Source organism: Haloarcula sp. 1CSR25-25 (assembly GCF_032027985.1).
Taxonomy (GTDB): Archaea; Halobacteriota; Halobacteria; order Halobacteriales; family Haloarculaceae; genus Haloarcula.
The window spans coordinates 333,723-355,117 of the sequence record NZ_JAHYBW010000003.1 but is presented as its reverse complement, the minus strand read 5'-3'; the positions used below and the strand labels follow the sequence as shown (position 1 = coordinate 355,117).

Below are 21,395 nucleotides of genomic sequence, written 5' to 3'. Positions count from 1 at the left end.
CGGCGTGTTAGGGATGTGGTATTTCGGTCCGAACCCGCTCGTGTCTCCGGTACACCGCCACGACACTATAACTGACAGCCAGTCCAAAGACCACTAGGGGGACGAATAGCGAGAGCAGGTTGTCAGGCGAGTGGGCAGCAAACGAGGGTGCTCTATCTGGGTTTGCTGCCAGCAGCGGCCAGAACAGGTTCGGGAAAAAATAGTAGTCCGTTCCGAGCCGCAGAATCGGGTAGAAATCACCAGCTATGTGTGAGAGATAACCAGCAGAGAACACCACTGCATACCGCCCGAATCCCCGGTGAGCAGCCAGCAGCACAACTTCGGTCAGGATGGGAAGCGAGACGACCAGCGAATGAGCCAGCATGCGCCCGCTCGGGAGAATAGCAAAGGTCCACGCCAGCGGCTTGTCGATTACATCCGGAAGTTGTGTCGCGACGAGCAGGAGGAGCACCATCGGCCCCGACGGGAGACGACGCCACCGAGCCATCGTATATATTATCAGCGGGAGGGCTGCGAGGAGGAAGTGACTTGCGGGGTACACAATCGAACCAACAATCTCCGAAGCAAAAAACTGTTTACCAGTCGTAATTGCTCATCGACGAAACGTAACACAGAATCTCGTCCTCGTCAGTTCGCTCTCTGCTGGCGATTCAATTAGTCACGTTCACCCAGAGGTGGACTTCCCGATACGCATTCGATTGTTCCGCGGTCGCAGGCGGCGTGCCCCGATACAGCAGGTACTGGAGCCGAAGCCTCTCCCCAGTCATCTCTGGCGACACCTCGTGTTGGCGGTGCCAGGTCTCGTTGTGGCTCAGTGTCGGCTGGAAGCGCTGTAGCTCGGTCCGTTCCCTGACCCGCGTCTCGTTCCCGACACGCTCGACGCGCTGCAACTCCGCGACAACAGTGTACTCTGTTCGCTCGTGTTCCTGATTCCCGATTCCGATGATTAACGACCGGCTCTCCCCTTGTTGGAGCTCTGTCGGGTAGCCGTCGGCGACGAGTTCGCCGTCCTGGCCCTCTGTCAGCAGGTAGAACTCGCTGAACCGATCGCCATCCTTCGGTACAGTGACCGCGTACCCGACGCTGCCGGCTGCCAGCAGGATGCTCACAACTAATAGCACGTTCAGGGCGGCATCCGTCCGCGAATCCGGCGCGAGCATCTCCTCGCGACCGGCACTGACCCACGCACGGTACGGGACACGAAACCGCTCGTCAGCGGGCACTGCCCAACGTCGAACAGCCGCGAAAGCGGTCAAAACGAGCGTCAGTCCGCTGAGCGAGACGAGAATCGGAAGCAATCGGATGCCCCATGGCGTGAAGTTCAACACCAGGCCGACTAGGGGAACGAGTGCGATGCTGAGTCCGAATGAGAGCGCGACCCGTTCGATTCCGTCGATGCCGTCGGCTTCGTGGTTCGACGGGGCTTCGCCGTCCGGGTCTGGATGTGTTCCGGCCTCCGGAAACAGCGCGGCGATGAACGCATAGCCTGGGATGAAGAGAACGAACACCAGTCCGGCGACGATGCGGATGGGCGTCTCGGAGACCACCGGCAGCAGGACAGCTAGGTTCGTCACAAGCACCACACTGATAACACCGATCAGATCAGCCGGGAGGTGGCGGAGTTGGCGCGGTAGGAGCAATGTCCACGCCGAATCATCAGCCATTAAAGAATCATCAACCCGGTGCGATAAAAAGACAGCTATTGTAGCGTTTCCCCAAATCGGGTGAGATGTCACCCACCAGAACCGAATGCATTTTATCAACCAGTGTGAATATATCTCTGTGCCTCGGAGCAAGTCGCTGGCTACCTCCGTTGCTGTGGTCCTGCTATGTCTCATAGCTATCGTCAGTGGAGCAGCAGCGGTACAGACCGGCGACATATCTTCCCCCGATCGGCAGGTCGAAACGCCGACTGATAGAAACGAAACGCAACAGGAAAACCCGGATGAAGTAGACGATGGTGAATATAGCGACGAAACTGCGACGTGGCTGGCCCGGAATCTTGCTTCGAAGCTGGAAAACAGTTCTATCTCTCTCTCGAGCGGGAAGTACGAACAAGCACAAGAAATCCTCGGCGATGACTACAACGACCGGTTGAACCAGTATGTCGAGGTCGCAGGCGATACCGATTCGGACGCCACCGCTACCACAGCGGGAGAGTATGGAGCGGCTCGTGACAATCAGCGCCAACTGGCGAACGAGGTGCAGCGGTATCAGACGCAGTACACCGCGTATCAGGAAGCACGCGAAAGCGGGAACGAAACACGTGCACGCGTCCTCGCACGCCGGATGGAGCAAACAGCGGCGAACGTATCTGATCGGAGCCTTCAGCTTAATCAGAACTATAACCGAATCGGGAACACCACCTCAGTTGACCTCTCCAGAGCGCAGGCACGAATCAACGAGACAACACAGAACGTGACAACGGTGCAATCGGCAGTTCGAGAGGAGACACTCGTTGGAACAACGCTCACAGTCCAGGCCACTTCCGCTACGGCATCGTTTACAAACCCGGGTGCAATTACCGGGCGTCTCCAGACTGAGAACGGGTCCGTTGTGGCTGAGGAGTCTATTACGCTCCGGATTAATAACCAGACACAGACCGTTCGAACAGATTCAAACGGGAGGTTCGAGATACAGTATCGACCGCGTTCAGTCAGACTGGGGCAACAGCGTATCCAGGCTACATACGATCCGTCCCCGGGGTCGGTGTATCTGACAGACAGTGACGTTTTCGCGATTGAAGTCCAGCAAGTGTCCTCAACAATACGGACCGAATACGGACCGAGAAATATCGCTTACAATGATATATTCAACATTTCGGCGACAGTCACTGCTGGCGGATTCGGCGTCGAGGGAGTCCCTGTCGAATTTGTCATTGGCGAAACAGTGCTTGCACAGGCGGTGACAGTGCCGAACGGGAGTGTCTCCTCATCGATTCAGTTCCCTGCGACGGTATCCGACGGTGAGCAAACTGTTGTCGCACGGGTATCATACGACAATCGCGCGATTTCCGGGGCCAACAGCGAGAGTGTAATTACAGTTATTGAAACGCCAACCGAGCTTTCTCTGCGTGTTTCGACAGTGGAAGGCGGTTTTCTCGCCCGTGGCCAGTTTCAGACGACCGATGGGCGCCCCGTTCCAAACCGTACAATCCAGATTCAGGCCGGTGACGGTGACGTTCAGACCGTCGCAACGGAACAAAACGGGACATTCCAGACGACAGTAAACCCGTCAGCAGGCGACGGGTCAGTACAAGTAGTCGCCCAGTATGCCGATTCAGATTCGAACCTGGGCAATGCGAGTGCTACGGCAACGATTTCAACCGGTGGTGGTGGGCCACCACCAGTGGGATCTGAAGAGGATTTAAATATTATCGAAAGTATTTGGTCAGCGCTATTGGGTAACGACGCAAGTCCTCCAATCGGGTTCGGGGGTGGCGGTGTCGGATTCAGATGGCTGTTCACTGTTGGTGGGGCGTTTACCCTAATTCTAGTCGGTGTGGCCTGGTTTGTCGTCTCGCACGTCAGGGCGTCTCCAGACCAAATCACCGCTGATACCGCCATCTCCGATGACCCATCGATAATCGGACCTGAACCGCCTCCAGAACTATCGAAAACCACAGGGCAGGACCTCATCGAACGTATCGAGACCCATCTCGAAAATGGCGAGTACGACGCCGCTACGGTGTTGTCTTACGGTGCTGTCCACGACCAGCTGACGAAAACCCATGATATCAGAGAGAACGCGACCCACTGGGAACTGCTCAGGAAAAGCCGCGACAACGGGCTGGATGACGAACAGGTCGAAGCCATTCAGACTGTGGTTGAAGCGTTCGAGACAGCGGCTTTCGCCCCGAGATCGATCGAGAAATCATATGCAGAATCTGCATCACAGAATGCAAAGGAACTCAGGAGGAACGGTTCGTGAGTGGCCGGGTCTCCTTATTATGCGTTCCAGAACAGTCGCTGATCGGGGAGCGTGCGTAGCAGAGTAACCATTGGTGCTCGTCTCATAAGGTACACAACGAAACGGATATCTCTTCAACATGATGAACAGCACTGTGTCCAAGCTGGTGAGAGCGCTTACCGGTGCCAGTGTGCTACTGTTGCTCGCGAGCGCAGGACCGACCAGTGCGACGGCAACCACACTTGATAATGCCGACAACGTGAGACAGACAGAGATGGCGACAGCCAATGGGATTGCTGTCGACCAGCACGTCTCCAGCGATAGTAAATTGCACCAACAGCCTGCGAGGCAGGTGGAGGGTGCGAATACGTCACTCGAGGTCGACGATATCTCCGATCCCGTCTCGTATACGAACCCCGGAGTGGTTCGGGGGACGTTGCGGACGGCAGACGGCACCCCTGTCGCGAACGAACAGATTCGAATCGAGATCGAGAATCGGACACGACTGGTGGAGACAGACGGAAACGGAGCGTTCAGCTTCCAGTATCGGCCGCAGTCGGCCCGTACCGGGACGACCGACGTGCAGGTCCGCTACGTCCCGGACCGGTCGTCGGGACGCCGCGCCGACATAACGTCGTTCACGGTAACTGTGAGACAGGTATCGCCGACGCTTACGCTGGAACGAACACCGTCTCGTCTCGGCTATGGCGAGGACCTGACCGTCACAACGACAGTACTCGTCGACGGAGCGGGTGTGCGTTCGGTCCCGGTCGAACTACGCATCGACGGGACGCTGTTCAAGCGGGTGGTGACCGGACCCGGCGGAACTGTGACAACTAGCATCAGGCTCCCCGCAGGCGTCCTGGCCGGGAATCAGACCATCTCTGCAACGATTCCGTACGAAAATCGCGCAATCGCCGGTGAACGGAGTGCAGCATCACTTGCTGTTGCGTCCACTCCAGTGACGCTGTCGATAGACACGACACGTGAAAACGATGCCATTACTGTGAACGGCACGTTGTCAACTGAAGACGGACAGGTCGTGAGCGGTCAGCCCGTTCGGATTCTGGTCGACGGGGTGCCACAAGGTCGCGTGCCGACGGACGGGAATGGACGCTTCAGCGCGCGAATAGCCACGGATGCATTGCCAGGGGGCACCAGTACAGCGACCGTAACGGCCCGCTACGACGAAACGGGTACGAATCTCGAGGGTGCCGAGGTGTCGGCAACCATCGACCTGCCGGGTGGGGGTGCGACAGGCCCGACAGCGGTTCCGGGTGGTCCGGTGGAGGGACCACTCAGTGGTCCAGAGGCCATTATTTCACAGGTCCGTTCGTTTCTCACGGTCCCAGTAATCTTCGCGCTGGTGACCGGGGCACTTCTCGTCGTGCTGGACGTCACTGTACGCCGCCTGGGGTTGTTCTCTGACGACGTACCCACGTCTGGGGAGGAGACTGTGACGACGGAGAGAAACGAATCTTCAGTGACAGAGACAGCAGAGAGGGAGGACTCTCAGAGGCCTACCGCGACAGATGTCGCTGACCAGCAGCTTACGGAGACAGACGCGACGACCGATAGGATGGGACGAGCCATCGCTGCCGGCGAGTACGAATCGGCGGTCGTATTGGCATACGAGACGTTGGATGACCAGCTGACCGAGACGCTAGAGCTGCAGGGCAGTACGACACACTGGGAGCTCTTAGAGCGGTGCGAGGACAGCGGCCTCAGCCCGGACCAGGTCGAATCAATCCGGTTTGTCGTCGAGGCATACGACCGTGCGGCCTTCTCAGCCGACGAGGTGGCCCGCTCGACTGCCGAACGAGCGGTCGAATGCACCCGCCAGTTCAGCTCTGACCATTCGTGAGGGGTCCCGATACCGGTTGCTGGAATGCGACAACTATCTTACACCCGCCCGTTGTAGGGACTGGCAATGAGTGACGGCCGGACGGGGCGACTACTGCTCATCGTGGCTGTGGTGGCCGTGGCCGTCGCGGCCCGACTGACGACGCTGCACTGGACACCGCTCCCGTCGACGCTAGACGGATTCGGCTACGTCGCGCTTGCCAGAGACACGCTCGAGACGGGAGCGTTTCCGTTCACCCGGTTCCGGGCGGACAACATCGTGTTCACCGCTGTTCTGACGGCCGTCGGCGCACTCACCGGCGAGCGGCCGTTGTACATCGCACAGCCGGTCGTCGCGGTCACCGGTGGGGCGTCCTGCCTGACGGCGATGGCGCTGGTCAAACGCCTCGCACAGTCGAGTCACTGGCCGCACTCGCGGACGTCGCTGGCGATGGGCGTGGTCGGGATGGGGCTCGCAGTGGAGGGCATCTACCTCCGACGGACGGGACAGACAGACGAGGAGGCGCTGGCGTTCCTCCTGCTCCCGTTGTTTGCGATTGCCGTCCATCGACTGCTCACGGCGGAGCGATACAGGCGTCGCTGGGGTGTCGTCGCGGCGTTTCTTTTCATCGCCTTCCCGCTGTTGCACACATTCAGTTCGCTCATCGCCGCGCTGGTGCTAACGGGGCTGCTTGCCACACACCTCGCACGGATTCCGTCGCGGCGTGATACTGTGGGCGCCGTGGCCCTCGTCGCCGGCTTCTGGGTGTACATGTGGGGGTACTACCGGTTCGCGGAGCAGTCACAACTGGTGGTCCCCTACGTCGACCGCATCAGCGCGTATCCGGGGCTGTTCCTGGCTTGGGTCGTGGTGCTGGTGACGTTGCTTATCTGGTTCCAGCGGACGAGCGCTCGCCTGCAGCAGGCGACCGTCGGCGGCGCGGTCGGTCTCTGGTTCCTGACGCTCGGGGCGAACGCGTTACAGACCGTCTTCCCGGGGACACAGACCACGCCAGCAGGGCTCTTAGTACTCGTCGCGGCCTTCGCCGTCCCGGTGCTGTTTGCAGTCGTCGGTCTCCCGCGTGCAAGTCGTGACCGTCGGCTGATCGGGCCGGTCGTGCTGACGCTGCTGCTCGCACCGATTGTCGTCGTGTACTTCTCGCTGACCGCCTCGCTGACCCCAGAATACTACGGAACCGCGCTCCGCGGCCAGACGTTCGTTCATTTACCAGTGTTTGTGCTCGCCGGCATCGGCGTCGCGTCGGTTGCCTATCGGCACTCGCCGTCGCCGGATGGCGGGCTTCGGACGCCCGGGATGCAGTCCCGTCGACTCGCGGCCGTCCTAACGGCCGTCATCGTCGTCGCCGCAATCGTGACGATGCCCATCGCGTTCGTCAATCTCGACACGCTCGCGTTCCCGACCGGGGCGACCGAATCTCAGTTCGCAGCCGCGACGTTCACAGCCGACCACGTCGACGAGCAGTGGGCGTCCGACCACCCGTTCAGCCGTATAGTCGCCCTGTACTATCCAAGTGCAACCAACGGTACGTACCAGCCGACCGCTAGATGGCTCGGCGGTGGCGCGGAGCCGAACTGCCCGACGCTGTCGCGGGGGTCATGGGCCACTACCGGGGCGCACCTATTTCCGGCAGCGAGCGAGAAGACCACGCCTGCGGCGCTGGCGGAGTGGCGATACGAGCACGACGTGGTCTATGACACGCGCAGTCTCGACTCCGTATACCTCGTCCGGCCGGATTCGAACGCCAGTAACTGTTGAGCACCGACAGCTAGAGCGTTCTTTCGACTCTCCAGACATGTAATTTGGAATTGTAATCGTAGAATACAATACGGGTCCGGGAGAAATGCAAATAATGGGTGATTCCGTCCTCGTCGGCTCAGAGTTGTGCGTCATGCGACGAGGGACAAACATTCTCGATGGCGTCTCACTCACGGTCGGATCCGACGCGGCCATGCTCGTCCAGGGTCCCAGTGGGGCCGGGAAGTCGACCCTGTTCAACGTACTCGGACTGCTAGAAGCCCCGTCTAGCGGTCGGCTGGAGGTCGCCGGCCGGGACGCGAGTACGCTATCAGAGCGCCAACGCGCACGACTCCGGCGGACAACCCTCGGGTTCGTCTTCCAGGATTTTCAACTCATTGGCGACTTGACCGCTCGCGAGAACGCCTCGCTCCCCCAAGAGCACGCGGGCGAACGCGACCCCGACTGGCTGGACACATTGTTCGACCGCCTGGGCATCGCTGGGCTTGAACACCAGTACCCCGCGACGCTGAGCGGGGGCGAGAAACAGCGCGTCGCCATTGCACGGGCGCTCGCGAACCGCCCCGAGATTATCCTCGCGGACGAGCCGACCGGGCAGCTAGACCCGGACACGGCCGAGTCGGTGCTAGACCTCATGTTCAGCATGAAGGAATCGACGGAAACCGCGCTCGTCGTCATCAGCCACGACCCGCAACTGGCCCAGCGGTTCGACGAGCGGCTGTTCATCCGCAGCGGCAGGCTCGTGGCCGACGCCCCCTCGACGGCGGACGCGAGTCCGTCCACGGAGACAAACTGACGAACCGATGGGATACCGAAACGCCCTCTTGTTTCGCTGGTCCCGGCGGGACCGGCTCACCGTCGTCGTCGTCGCGGTGACGGCCGCGTTTCTCATCGGCACGGTCCTGCTTCTGTTCACCGCCGTCACGTACTCGGAGACGTTCGCCGAACCGCTTGCGAACTCCGGGACAGTCACCTATCACAACGCCGGGAACGGCCCGCCCCAAACCGATGGGGATGTCACCGTGCTCCCGACGGCGACGGCGACCGCGAACGGGACCGAGGTCCGTCTCGTCGGTATCCCGCCCGATGTGCCCCGGGTGCTCATCGAGGGGTCGGCCCAGTGGCAGGAGGGGCAGTTACCGACGATTCCCGACGGCGTCGACGGTCGGGGACCGGTCGGCCAGCAGCGGACCCGAACGGTCAGCGGCTCGAACAGCACGGTCTCGCTGTCGGTCGTGCCAAAGGAGCGAGGGACGACATTCCTCTCCGACCAGTGGTACGCGACCAACGCTTCGACCGCACAGCGGGTCGGGGTCACCGGCTACTTCGTCATCGACCACAGCCCGAGTGGGACTGGCCTGGGAAGCCTCCCAAGCGAGGGAGCACCGCTGGTCAGTGCGCTCCTGTATGTCCTCGGTGGTCTAGAGCAGGTGCTCTGGGCGCTGGGCATCGCGGCTGCCGCCGGCGGACTGCTCGTCCTCATCGTCGTCTACAACGTCACGCGGATGAGCGTCCGTGACCGGCTCGACGCGATACGAGTCATCCGCTCGACCGGCGCGCCGGGCTGGCGCGTTGGACTCCTGTTTACGCTCCGCGCCGGCCTCCTAGTGACGACCGGCGTAGTCTTGGGCTACGCTGTCGGTCTCATCCTCATCAAGACGCTGGTCAACGTTGCCATCTACGTCGGCCTGCCTATCGCCCTCGATGTAACCGTCTCGGGCCAGAGCGCCACCGTTGTCGCCGGCGTCGCCGGCATCTTCGTGCTGATGGGACTGGTCGCTGGGGCGCTCGCGGCCTACCCCGCGGCGACCCGCCCCCCGGCCTCGCTCGGCAGCCGCCACGCTCGGTCCGGCCAGTCCGGGCAGTCGACGCTTGCGAGGGTCAGGAACTGGATTGCACCGACGTTCCTGTCGTGGCGGTCCGTCGTGCCGACGGCGGCGACGCTGACCGTGTTCGGCATCACGTTCCTGCTGGTCGTCTCGCTGGCCGGGCTGGCGTCCCCCCTCGGCGGCGAGGCGAGCGGCTCCGGAACCATCACTGAAGCCGGCGCGCCGCATCCGCTGAACAGCCGTCTCGACGCCGACTACGCGTCGGCACTCCGGGCCGACGGGACGCCGGCCAGCCCGGAGATCATCTACGCACAGGTTTCAGACGGGCAGCCCTACATGGCCCACGGGGCGGAGTACGGCGCGTTCGCGAACGTCACCGGTGCCACGCTCGCCGACGGCCGACGACCACAGCGGTACGACGAGGCCGTCATCGGGAGCGACCTCGCGCGCACTCTGGATGTCGGGGTCGGTGACGAACTGACGGTTAGCGGGAGTGTCAAGCCTGGGATTCGCCGGGTCACCATCGTTGGGCGCTACAACGCCCCCAGAACGCTCGACGACCTGCTCATTTTGCCACTCAACTCCGCGGCCGACCTAGCGACCGGGCGAGGAGAGGTCCACATGATCCGCGTTGATGGGCCGGTTTCGGCAATCGAAAGTGACGGAGGTGGTGGTGCTATCGGTCCGACAGGAACGGCTGTGACGGAGTTATCGGGCCCAGAGCGCGTCACGAAGGGCAGTGGAATCAATCTTACCGTCGCTGTGCGAAACGTCGGCTCCCAGCGGGCGACCCGGGAGGTAGCAGTCCAGTATCGGGGCGACCAGCGGACAACGACGGTGGCCGTTCCGCCGGGACAGGAGCGAACCGAGACGGTCTCGTTCAGAGCGTCGGAACTGGGGACCGCAAACGCCACTGCCGGGGAGTACACCCATTCGGTGACCGTCGTCTCGCCAAACGCCATCGAGATTCCGAACCAGTTGCCGTCGCAGGCCCCGCCGGGCTCGGGGCTTTCCGTTCCCGTCGTCACGAAGGCCGGCGACCGGGTCTCGAACGCGACTGTCACGGTGAACGGGCTGTCACTCAGGACGGGAGCGAGCGGGGTCGCCGTCGTTCCCCTACCACAGGATCCTGGCAACTACACGATAACCGCCCGGTTGGGGGACCAGACGGCGACACACGACATCCGGATCGTCCGCGGCGCCCAGCGGGAACTGTACGCGGAGTTGTCTATCTCCCCGTCTTCGGGGTCGGTCTTGACGACGCCGACACTCAGAATCGGGCTCGCGAACCCATGGCAGGAACCCATCACGCGTGACGTGCGTGTCGTTGGTCCCGGCGTCTCCCGGAACCGGACTGTCTACATGCCGCCCGGAAACGTCACCCAGACGCGGTTCTCGCCGGACGGGGGACGGGGACAGCCCGGAACGTACACCTATCGGCTGACCGCCAACGGGACCACCCTCACCACGACGGAGTACGAGGTGACTGGCGACCGACGGCTGGCCTCTGCGGTGGCAAGTAGCGGGTCCTACGCGTCCGGAACACCCATCGAACGGTCTGTCGAGGGAGTGTTCGGCAACGTCCAGTTGATTCTCGGTGTGCTCGTCGTCCTCTCGGCGCTGAGCACCATCGGCAGTACCACGGCGACGTTCGCGCAGGGCGTCCACGCGCGTCGACAGGCCATCGGCATCCATCGTTCGACCGGCGCGACGCAGTGGCGGGTCCTGCGGACGATTCTGGCCGACATCGCGCGTATCGCGATTCCCGCGACGGCGCTCGCTCTCGGCCTGTCGGTAGTCGCGTTACAGCTCCTGGAGCGGGCCGGCTGGCTCGTCTTCTTCGGCTTCCGCCTCTCCGCGCGGACGCCGCCGGCCATCCTCGCGGCGATATTCGTCGGCGGCATCTCGCTCGCGGTGTTCGGTGCCCTCGTCGCGACGGTGCCATATTTGACGGCCTCGCCGGTGTCGCTGCTTCCCAGCGGTGACCGGACGCGGACGCCTGACGACGAGTGGGCGGATTGAGTTCAATCGTAGACATGAGATATGACCGTTACAATAGCGTGGCTTATGCCTCCACGTAACTTGACTTCACTGTCTCAGAAACTGCTTGTCGCTACGAACTGTACGTCCCGGCACGAGTTCACGGAAACTGCAGTGCTCAACTTCATGCAGATAGAATGTCGGTGCTTCCCAACAGCACCGTTGGCTAAGCGTATTGCTTTGCTTGTGAAGCAAAAAGTCGTTGACAGGAAGAATTGGAGAGTTCCCGCTTTGAATCCCGAGTCATGACAGTCAAGACCTATACAGCCCAGTAATGCATCAGAATCGACTGGCACAACTACCCGAAATCGGTGTTCTGAGATTTAAAGTTCCAATGATAACTGTAGACGGGCACCGTCTGGTTCAGCACCTCAGCAGGAGTCGAACCATCTAACGCTTGATCCGATCGTTCGTGGTTGTAATGATATTTGAAGCGCCGCAACCACTGGTTCGCGCTGGATTGACTGCCCCTCCAGAAGGTGGTAAAGCGGTAGATTCGCATGGCCACGGTCTGGATCCATTTTCCGATGTGGTTCCGGAGTTGGTAGCCGACCGCTCAAGTCGAGACGAGCAAGGGCAGTCAGATAGCCGCCATCATCGACGAGAATCTCTGTCTCGCCAACACCGTGTTTCTCAGTGAGCCAATACAGGAACATCGTCCTCAGAAATCAGAGCTTTCTGATGTGCGAACGAGCGCAAGCTCTCCTTACTGCTGCGAGGGCAGTCCCGCGGCGAATAAACACGTCGACATCGAGGAAAAGTTTTGATTTAGTGTCAACCTCGGCGTAAAACCACTTTTTCTCGCCATCGAACTCGATTTGTTTCATGTCGACTACGATCCGCGACGGGTGCGCAGTCGGCGGGTCGCTCTGGGCTTCAGACTCTGTATGTACCCAGTTCCAGACCGGGCCATGAGAGCGATCGATAACCAACCGGTCTAAGATGGCGACCGTCTCCCTGATCGACAGCCCCGCTGTGTGGAGACTCACCCCAAACCGCCGGACGGGTGTCGGGGTGCGTTCGTTCTCCCAGATGTCTCGTCTGTCCGTTTCCAACGTCTCGCTGAGGAGGTTTGCTAGTTGCATAGTCACTTCTCGCTACGACCTCCTCGGTTCTCAGATTCGCTCAGATATACCGTATTATTAGCACCAACCTATTATTTTAGACATTCTGGTAGTATAGAGGTTATACAAATAACTATAACTTATTAGAGTGACATGTTGTTGTAAACGAAATAATCGGATTTTTACTATACTACTGGGGTCACTTCTTTATTTTAGTTCCATCTCAGGAACCACAGACACCAGACGAGAAAGTAGCTTAACCACCTGCTAACATCCTCAATGAAGCCAAAAAGCAGCGGTAATTCTCACCAAGACAGCGAGAATAACCAGAAACGATCAACAATAGCCCAGAAGGCGTACGTAGAAACCCCATCTAACCTGACAACGGGAGAGACTCTGATTGGGATTCCTGCGTACAATGAAGGAACTACTATTCGCCCAGTTGTTGAGGCCGCTAAGCGGTACGCATCCGAGGTTATAGTTATAGACGATGGCAGTACCGATAACACTGTAACTGAGGCAATAGAGGCAGGAGCAACAGTTGTGCAACACGAAATTAACAGGGGGTATGGGGGCGCCCTAATGTCTATTTTTAGGATTGCACAAGATAAACAAGTTGACCAGCTAGTCATACTTGACGGTGACGGACAGCATGATGTGAGTGACGTTCCGAAACTTGTTAAAAAACAAAAGGAAACAGAAGCTAATATTGTTATAGGTAGTCGCTTCGCCGGTGGAAAGAGTGGTAGTATACCATTGTATCGCCTGATAGGGCTACGCTTAATTGCGCTGTTAGTGAACATTATATTCAAACACGCTTATAATATGAAAGCAATCTCGGACACACAAAGTGGGTTCCGCGTGTATGACAAGGAAGCAATCAACTCAATTGCAGAAGAAAGTTCGATTGCCTCTGATATGGGCGCCAGCGTGAACATTCTCTTCCACGCGGCCAACAAAGGCTATGAAATCAGTGAGGTGGCAACTAACATTAATTACAACGTTATAGATGCGAATACACATGACCCGATACGACATGGGTTTATGATTATTAGTAACCTCTTGGAGAAACTAATCAAAGACAAGCCAAAAAAAATACTTGGACTTACCGGGTCACTCTTTGTAATGTTTGGATCCTGTGCATATGTTTTGATCCTAATAGCTCCAAGCAATGTGATAGAGTTTCCATCAATTGTAAATGTTCTGCCAGTTTTTGTACTATCACTTTTTATAATAAGCGTAATATTGCTGAAATGATGTCAACGGCGCTTTCTACATAACCTGGATTGAAAATTAAGATACTCGAAGCAGAATTTTGGCATAGGGTCATTCTGTTCAGCTAGGGTCGTTCGGAAAACCATATCCAGCTCTGTTTGAAGCCAGAGATTTTGTAATTAGGAACCTATGTTCGAGCGCTAATTGAATTTTTTGTTATACTAATAATGTAATTAACATATGCCTATGCTATTGTGCAGGTATAATTCGGAGTAACTGGCACTGTCTAGTTCTGGATGACCTCAGCTGGCGTTCGTCCGTCGAGTGCTTGATTCGGTCGTTCGTGGTTGTAGTGGTGTCTGAAGCGTCTGAGCCACTGTTTCGCGCTGGATTGACTGCCCCTCCAGAAAGAATGAAAGCGGTCGATTCGCATGGTCATAGTCTGGAACCACTTTTCGATGTGGTTCCGAATTCGATAGTCGAGCTGACCGCTCAAATCGTGACGTGAGAGGGCAGTCAGATAGCCACTAGCATCAACAAGAAACACTGACTCGGCAACATCGTGTTTCTGAATGAGTCGATGTAGGAACGCCGCCGCGGGGTCAGTCCCGCGGCGGCTGAACACGTCAACTTCGAGTAACAGTTTTGATTCGGTGTCGACAGCGGCGTACAACCATTTCTTTTCGCCGTCAACCTCGATTTGTTTCTCGTCGACCGCGACCCGCGACGGCTGCGCCGTCGGCGGGTCGCTCTGTTCCCCAGACAGTGTATGAACCCAATTCCAGACCGCGCCGTGAGAACGATCGACACCCAACAGGTCTAAGATAGCGACCGTCTCCCTGATCGACAGCCCCGCAGTATGGAGACGCACCCCAAACCGACGGACGGGTGTCGGGGTGCGCTCATTCTCCCAAACGTCTTGGCTGTCCTTATCTAACGTTTCTCTGAGGAGGTCTGCAAGTGGCATGAACACTTCTCGCTACGACCTCCTCGCTTCTCAAACTCGCTCAACTAGACAGTGCCGAGTAACTGATTCTATTCGTTTCAGGCACCACTAGCCGACTCGGATGCCCGAAAAGGAGGTCAATGATGTAACTGCCACCTTCACATCAACCCGTCTGTATTATAATCCGACTGGAAGGGCCTAAAATAATTAAATTAAAAATAACGCTGACTACTATATAGATAATTTCATAATTCTAGCTTTAAGAAAATAATTCTCATCGAAGATTATCGTGAACTGGTCTCTAAGAAGCCGGCAAAAATCACTCGGCTGGCGAACCTGACCACCCAAGACTTCATTAAAACCCAAGTCGACTTGTCAGGCATGCAATCTTTGAAGCCAGCTATAGAACGGGCGATTTATAATAGCCATATTTCGAAAGAGCTCCTGAGCGTTTACTTACTCTTTTGGATGGCAGTAACGACCCACCGTCCGATAGGTCATAACATCTATGATTCCAACTGGGATTTGTTGATTGTCCTTGACGCCTGTCGGGTTGACGCCCTCCGTAGCGTTGAGGATGAATACAGCTTCATAGAAGAGGTAATGGAAATCACCTCCCTCGGAAGTACTTCGCTAGAATGGATGTTGAAGACCTTCACAGAACGTCATCTTGATGAAATCAGGAAGACGCATTACATCAGTACGAACGGACACCTTGGACAGCTTTCCGGCGCCGATACCACCTACTTCACTTTTTTACAGCTACAGGAAACCGTGGTCGCACGCACCGCTTGGGCCAATCAGTTGGTGAAACATAATGCAGTCTCTGAGGAGGACTTTGCTGCAATCCATAGACTGTATCATCTCTCCGAGCGTAATCCGTATGGACATACTCCTTTACCGGATGATGTCACCGATTATGCGATTCAGAGAGGCAGAGAACTCTCTGACGAACGTCTTATTGTACATTACATGCAGCCGCACGCCCCGTATCTGAAACAAGCGTTCGAGCGCGGGACTATCGCTGATCACGAAGCGTCCCCGTTCACATACCTCCGATCTGGCGGATCTAACGAAGCTGTGCGCGAAGCGTATCTCGATAACCTCCGATTTGTTCTTGACAGCATCGAACGACTCCTCGACAACATAGACGCAGAAAGGGTTGTCATCACTGCAGACCACGGAGAACTCTTTGGCGAATTCAGCCTCTACAGCCATGGAGCAGGCGTCTTCCATCCTAATCTTAAACGTGTCCCGTGGGTGGAAACGACTGCGCGTGATACCGACGGGTACATTCCTGATATCGACGACGAGACTAAACAGGATAGCGACGAATTAGAAAAACAGGTCAAAGACCAGCTCGAAGGACTTGGTTACCTGTAGCAGCGCAATCTTTGGAGCACACGGCAGATTTATACTGTCGATTTGACTTGACCTATCATTATATGTATACACGAGTGTAATTACCGATTGTGTGCTGATGCCGACAGTTAGTGTGGTGCTCCCTACGTACAACCGTGGCGCACGACTCGGTCGAGCTGTAGACAGTGTTTTAGCCCAGCGAGTGGATGACATCGAGGTAATTGTTGTGGACGATGGCTCGAATGACCAGACCGAAGCAGTAGTGGATTCGTTTGACGATCCGCGAGTGAATTATATGGCCCATCGCGAAAACTTGGGCGGTGCTGCGGCGCGGAATACGGGTATCGAAGCAAGTACGGGGGAATATGTCGCTTTCTTGGATGACGACGACGAGTGGTTGCCCCACAAACTTGAGAACCAACTGCAGTGCTTGAGTCGCCGCTCGGAAGAATGGATCGCAGCCTACTGCGATTATCGTGTGAAACGACACGGTGCCGGGAGAGGACTGAAACGCCTCGTGGGAAGTCTTTTTTCGGAAAATGCAAGTGACACGTACAAACACGAGGGGGGGGCCGAACTGATTCCAAAGGTACTGTCGAAAAATCTCAAGTTGGGCGGGGCGTCCACACTCATCGCAAAACGAAATGCAGTGGAGAGCATAGGCGGATTTGACCCGGAGTTCGCACGCCATCAGGATTGGGAATTCCTCGTTCGATTGTTACATGCCGGTAAACTCGCATATGTAGACCAAGAAATGGTGGTTAAACACGAATCGAAACAACCCTCACCCGAGTCTCTCCGAGAGGCCAAATCCCGATTCTTTGCGAAGTTCCAATCAGATATCGACTTGGCCGAACAAAAGGGATACGATGTCACGGGGATACATCGTCTTGACCTTGCATGCTCGTATTACAAAGAAGGTCATTTTGTACAAGGGACCCAGTTTCTTTCTGGGGCGAAATTCGAGCCTGTGACGCTACTACGAGCACTCTGCATTGGACTATACTCCACTACCAACCGAGTCATTTCGTTCTGATGGCTTTTGGCCACTGTTATGATTCAGGAGGTCAGAGTCGACCTGCTATCTTTTATTACTCCCGTTGCCTAAATCTCGTGCAACCAAGCCTTATAAACATGCGCTTCGACTAGCGGCAGTGACCTGATAGTCGCAATTCAGTATAATTACTCAGCAAAGCTGTGAGTGTAACTATGACTGCGTTTAACTAATTTAATTATGCCGGTCGGGACATACGATAGATAATATATCGGTGGGAACTGTATAAGCAAACAGATATGGTAAATGCTGACCAACAGAGAGTCCTTATGCTCTGTGGGCAGTTGGGTGCAGGTGGAGCACCGAAAGTTGTCCTCAACCTCACGAAACACCTCGTACCGGAAGTTGACGATGTCGCCATCGCATACCTTGGAGGGCGTGACGATCTGGTACCAGCTTTCGCTGAACACGATATTCCGGTAACGAGACTCGGAGAGGGAAGTAATGAACTGGGCATATTGACCTCACTATGGCGACTTATCCACGATTTTCGTCCAACTGTAATCCACACACATATGATTTCCGCGGCGTGTCTGGGCCGAGTTGTTGGGCGAATTCGTAAGATTCCGGTCATTTCAACGCTCCACACGTCATACGCTAACCGGTCGAAAGCTGCGAAGCTACTTGATTTCTCAACCAGTTTCTTTTCAACGGCGAACGTCTCGGTATCGTCCTCGGTCGAAGCCACGCTACCATCGTATTTTGGTCTCGGAGCACGTTCGGTAGTGATTCATAATTGCGTTGACCCCGACGACCTCCGGAAGCAGGGGAATGTGACATGGGAAGAAGCGGTCTGGAACGATGGTATTTCGAAATCACAACCTATTATCGCAAACGTAACTCGTTTCGACCCTAAAAAGCGTAAGGGGGACCTCGTCCGAGCGCTGCCAGCGATTCACCGAGAATTTCCCGACGCAGCCCTGGTTTTGACGGGGTGGGGTCCGCATCAAAAGCACGTGGAGGAGATCGCGCAGACAGAGGGCGTAAAACAAAATACATTCTTTGTAGGTGAAGTTCCGAACCCATATAGTGTCTATCGTCACTCCGACATCGTCGCATTCCCGTCCATTTCTGAAGGTTTCAGCATCGGAATTTTGGAAGCGATGGCCTTCGGGAAGCCAATTGTTGCTACTGAGATCCCACCTTTCAGAGAAGCGCTGGGAGAAGATTATCCACTCGTGCCGCCTTGTGATCCGTCTGCACTCGCAAAGGGTATCTGTCGGTTCCTGCGAGAACCAGAATACGCCACCAAACTTAGTGAGCATCTCCGCGAACACGTAGAACGGGAGTTTTCTGGTCAGAAAGCCGCACAATCTTATCTTGACGTATACCAATCGTTCTGCGAATAAATGTGTCTGAGTGGTCCCTCCGGCTTGGTAGTGGACAGATTTTATATCAATAGAACATATATTCCTATAAATTATGCATGAAGGACGTGCAAAATTCAGGAAGGGTGTGAAAGCGTATCAGGTAGGTGGCGATAGTAGCCAACCAAGACGGAATGACCCGAGTGTGGTAGCGCCAGGACATGACAAGAACGCACACAGTACGGAATCGCCAGATCAGTCCCAATCAATTACACGACGCGATAGTTTAAAAAAGCTCATTTTGGGCACCACACTTCTGGGCGGGACATCTGTGTTGGCCGGGTGCCCGACTCTGCGTCCACAGTCAGATGGGGAAGACACTCCAGTCCACACAGCAACGGATGCTAGTTCAACTGGTAACGCGGAGTCGGAACACTTAAATGAGAAATCGACAGACACAACTGGTCTTGCCGGAGACCCTACTGCAATCTATATTAGTCCAGAGAAATTGTCCGCGGGAAAAAAACAGCATGCGAACGGTGTCGAACCATGGCATACCGCGATTGAACGCCATCTTACCTTGGCCGACAAGTGGCTCAATTCAGTGCCTCGTAGCGTGACTGATGACGGATCAACGACTGGTGACCCTCACGTGTTCGCGAGCGGTGGGAAAACCGACCGTCATGACTATATGGCTGCTCGAAAGTTCGGGGCTCAGACGCGAGACCTTGCGCTCGCTTACCACTGGACTGGTAAGAATGTATATGCAAGAAAGGCGGTAGAGTTCATTAAGCATTGGGCGATAAATCCAGAGACTGCCATGCGCCCCTCACCAGTTAATCGAATTAGCGTTGATAATAAATGGGGTGTCCCCGCATCCGTCGAAATCAATATCACGATTCCCAACTTCATATATGCTGCTGCGCTCGTTAATAATCACCCGGCATGGGAGGAAGAAGAACACAAGTTTGAGAGCTGGACAAGGACCATGTTACAGGAGTTGGAGGACTGGGCAGAGAAACCATACGGAAATCCAGTCATAGGATACAATACGAATATGCGTGGCTCGTACATACAACACCGCGCTGCCGCGGCCACCTATCTTAATGATGGTAATGCACTCCAAAAAGCCGTCACATGGTACAAAAAGCATGCGATATACGAGGTGAATGACGACGGCTCGTTACCCCTTGAACTAAAGCGAGACGAGGCACTTGATTACTCTCTGAACGCCTTACAGGCTTTTACGACCATGGCTGAGGTTGCAAGACACAACGGAATAAACCTATACGACTGGGAGGGGCCACATGAGTATGGAGGCGAAAAACCGGTCCTGGAAGCGATCGCTGATTACACTGCGCCATATATTGTCTCACCCGACGAATGGCCACATGCCGGCGGCGGTGGACGTTCTCAAGAATACTTAGACAACGGCGCGATTTACGAAGCACTGTACTCCCAGTACCGTAAGGAAATTTACTTAGAAGCAATACGGGCAATGAATCGACCACTTCGTTCAGGGGACTATACCGGACCCTTGACCGCAACACATGCGAACCTGTTTGAACTATAATCAGAAGAAGGAAAAACATCAGTAATTATATGTTTATAAATATAAAATGGGGAAGTTGGCTTTTTTGAAAAATACACTACCGGCTAGTTGCCGCTTCAATCGTGATTTGCTGGATATAGCTGGCGGAATTTGATGCGAGCATCATCGGCCGTGAACTGCCAATTAATCTCGGATTCGTCCTCATTTCGGGTACTTTCCCACGCAGAGACCTCCGCACGGAGTGTCGCTGCGTCAGGAATGCGACGGTCGAGACACTCTGTCCAGAGGGCACTGAACTCAATCTCCGCCATGTTCAGCCAACTGCCGTGTTCTGGCGTGAAGTAAAATTCGAGCGTACTGAGCAACCGACGATCTTCTGCTGGCGAGAGATGTTCGTAGAAGGCGTACCGTTGGTGCGTGTTCAGATTATCCATCACCACCCGGATGCAGTCCGCATCCGGTTAGTGATCATCCACCAGCGACTGCATCTGAACGACGAATTCCTGTTTGCGCCGTCGCTCCGTTATTTCAACGTGTCGCCAGCCAGTCAGCGGTTCGATTACCACGAAAAGGTTGCGTGTGCCATTCCGTTCATAAGTATAGTCATACCGAGCGACCGCTCCCGGGCGGGCCGGGAGCGGGTCGCGGACTTTTTCGTGCAGTTCCTTGTTGGACTCATCAAAACAGACGACTGGACGCTTTTCGTCGTAGGGTTCGTGGTAGAGATCAAGAACGTCCCCCATCTTGCAGACGAAGGCAGCGCTGTTCTCGGGCGTAATTACCCAAGATTTGGATCGGTGATGGTGTAGTTGTGTTTTTTTAGGATCTGTCGGACGGTTTCATGAGAGATCGACTCGACGTCGATCTCGGAGAGAGCAACGAAGTGGTCGGCCAAGAGGTGGAGTGACCAGCGAGAGCGTCCTTCTGGTGGATCGCTGAACGCCAACGCGATGAGGTGAGCTTCCTCTCGTCCGTCGAGTTTGCGCTCGTATATGCGGTCGGCCTTGCGGCGAGTAATCGCCTCGAGGCCGTTTTTAGTGTAGCGTTTACGGATGCGACCGACTGTCCCGGGGTGACAGCCGACGGCTTCACTGACCTCCGGGTCAGTCAAGCCGTCATCGGCGTGTAGGAGACACCGTGCACGTGTGAGTTCCCGCGTCTTGTACGTGCCAGCCGAAAGCATCGCGTTCAATTCCGCTCGTTCATCGGCAGACAGATCGACAGAGTACTGTTGTGTTCGTGGCATGATCTACTTCAGAATGTTTCTGAATACTTTCTAGAGGCGCTTTAAGTAAATAAAGCTAGCAGTTCAGGGCTGAAGCCGCACTAGGAGGGCCTCGGTTGGAGATAGACAGCCACGGTATTATTCCAGCAGTGCTCCACAAAATCATCAGCCGCAATAAATCGCCAGATGCGGTCTAATCAGTGTTTTAGAACTTGCATGAGGTGAAATAGATACACCCTAGGATGAGTTCTTGTGATTCGCTATACTCATTCA

General features: G+C 56.1%; 14 protein-coding genes and 2 pseudogenes. 10 read left to right on the top strand and 6 right to left on the bottom strand.

Annotated elements, in window-relative coordinates; all coding sequences use genetic code 11:
• Window positions 1–7 precede the first annotated feature (7 nt).
• Together KZ498_RS11595 and KZ498_RS11590 are read right to left on the bottom strand one after the other, a co-directional pair.
• Window positions 8–544 carry a metal-dependent hydrolase gene (locus KZ498_RS11595; protein ID WP_396276123.1) on the bottom strand — a complete coding sequence of 179 codons (537 nt, stop codon included), beginning with the start codon at window positions 542–544 and terminating at the stop codon, window positions 8–10.
• A 106-nt stretch (window positions 545–650) separates the two neighbouring features.
• The gene (locus KZ498_RS11590) at window positions 651–1,664 is read right to left on the bottom strand and encodes a DUF1616 domain-containing protein (protein ID WP_312618980.1); all 1,014 of its coding nucleotides are present in this window, start codon (window positions 1,662–1,664) and stop codon (window positions 651–653) included.
• A gap of 85 nt (window positions 1,665–1,749) precedes the next feature.
• Between KZ498_RS11590 and KZ498_RS11585 the strand changes: the two genes are divergently transcribed.
• The 5 genes from KZ498_RS11585 to KZ498_RS11565 all read left to right on the top strand — a co-directional run bounded on the left by KZ498_RS11585 (window position 1,750) and on the right by KZ498_RS11565 (window position 11,379).
• Complete coding sequence (locus KZ498_RS11585) at window positions 1,750–3,930, top strand: hypothetical protein (RefSeq protein WP_312618979.1); 2,181 nt, start codon at window positions 1,750–1,752, stop codon at window positions 3,928–3,930.
• A 253-nt stretch (window positions 3,931–4,183) separates the two neighbouring features.
• Complete coding sequence (locus KZ498_RS11580; RefSeq protein WP_312618978.1) at window positions 4,184–5,773, top strand: hypothetical protein; 1,590 nt, start codon at window positions 4,184–4,186, stop codon at window positions 5,771–5,773.
• Window positions 5,774–5,839: 66 nt separating this feature from the next.
• A complete protein-coding gene (locus tag KZ498_RS11575; protein ID WP_312618976.1) occupies window positions 5,840–7,528 on the top strand; it encodes a sodium:phosphate symporter in 1,689 nt (562 codons plus the stop codon).
• A gap of 94 nt (window positions 7,529–7,622) precedes the next feature.
• Window positions 7,623–8,324 carry an ABC transporter ATP-binding protein gene (locus KZ498_RS11570; RefSeq protein WP_312618975.1) on the top strand — a complete coding sequence of 234 codons (702 nt, stop codon included), beginning with the start codon at window positions 7,623–7,625 and terminating at the stop codon, window positions 8,322–8,324.
• A 7-nt stretch (window positions 8,325–8,331) separates the two neighbouring features.
• Complete coding sequence (locus KZ498_RS11565) at window positions 8,332–11,379, top strand: FtsX-like permease family protein (protein WP_312618974.1); 3,048 nt, start codon at window positions 8,332–8,334, stop codon at window positions 11,377–11,379.
• Between the two features lie 379 nt (window positions 11,380–11,758).
• On the opposite strand, the pseudogene KZ498_RS11560 reads toward KZ498_RS11565, so the two are convergent.
• Window positions 11,759–12,482: pseudogene (locus KZ498_RS11560) on the bottom strand (hypothetical protein); the annotation flags it as partial.
• Between the two features lie 258 nt (window positions 12,483–12,740).
• On the opposite strand from KZ498_RS11560, the gene KZ498_RS11555 reads away from it, so the two are divergent.
• Complete coding sequence (locus KZ498_RS11555) at window positions 12,741–13,718, top strand: glycosyltransferase family 2 protein (protein WP_312618972.1); 978 nt, start codon at window positions 12,741–12,743, stop codon at window positions 13,716–13,718.
• Between the two features lie 244 nt (window positions 13,719–13,962).
• Here KZ498_RS11555 and KZ498_RS11550 read toward each other — a convergent pair whose 3' ends face one another.
• Window positions 13,963–14,643, bottom strand: coding sequence for an IS6 family transposase (locus tag KZ498_RS11550; RefSeq protein ID WP_312618971.1), 681 nt, complete (start codon window positions 14,641–14,643; stop codon window positions 13,963–13,965).
• A 360-nt stretch (window positions 14,644–15,003) separates the two neighbouring features.
• On the opposite strand from KZ498_RS11550, the gene KZ498_RS11545 reads away from it, so the two are divergent.
• From KZ498_RS11545 to KZ498_RS11530, 4 genes are all read left to right on the top strand, one after another.
• Complete coding sequence (locus KZ498_RS11545) at window positions 15,004–16,005, top strand: sulfatase-like hydrolase/transferase (RefSeq protein WP_312618970.1); 1,002 nt, start codon at window positions 15,004–15,006, stop codon at window positions 16,003–16,005.
• A gap of 97 nt (window positions 16,006–16,102) precedes the next feature.
• The gene (locus KZ498_RS11540) at window positions 16,103–17,020 is read left to right on the top strand and encodes a glycosyltransferase family 2 protein (protein WP_312618969.1); all 918 of its coding nucleotides are present in this window, start codon (window positions 16,103–16,105) and stop codon (window positions 17,018–17,020) included.
• A 257-nt stretch (window positions 17,021–17,277) separates the two neighbouring features.
• Window positions 17,278–18,387, top strand: coding sequence for a glycosyltransferase (locus KZ498_RS11535; RefSeq protein ID WP_312618968.1), 1,110 nt, complete (start codon window positions 17,278–17,280; stop codon window positions 18,385–18,387).
• Between the two features lie 574 nt (window positions 18,388–18,961).
• The gene (locus KZ498_RS11530; RefSeq protein WP_312618967.1) at window positions 18,962–19,918 is read left to right on the top strand and encodes an alginate lyase family protein; all 957 of its coding nucleotides are present in this window, start codon (window positions 18,962–18,964) and stop codon (window positions 19,916–19,918) included.
• A gap of 95 nt (window positions 19,919–20,013) precedes the next feature.
• On the opposite strand, the pseudogene KZ498_RS24690 reads toward KZ498_RS11530, so the two are convergent.
• Both KZ498_RS24690 and KZ498_RS11520 read right to left on the bottom strand, forming a co-directional pair.
• Window positions 20,014–20,640: pseudogene (locus tag KZ498_RS24690) on the bottom strand (IS630 family transposase).
• 35 nt (window positions 20,641–20,675) lie between these two features.
• Window positions 20,676–21,143 (bottom strand): helix-turn-helix domain-containing protein, encoded by a 468-nt coding sequence (locus tag KZ498_RS11520; RefSeq protein WP_312618963.1) that lies wholly within the window; start codon window positions 21,141–21,143, stop codon window positions 20,676–20,678.
• Between the last annotated feature and the right edge of the window lie 252 nt (window positions 21,144–21,395).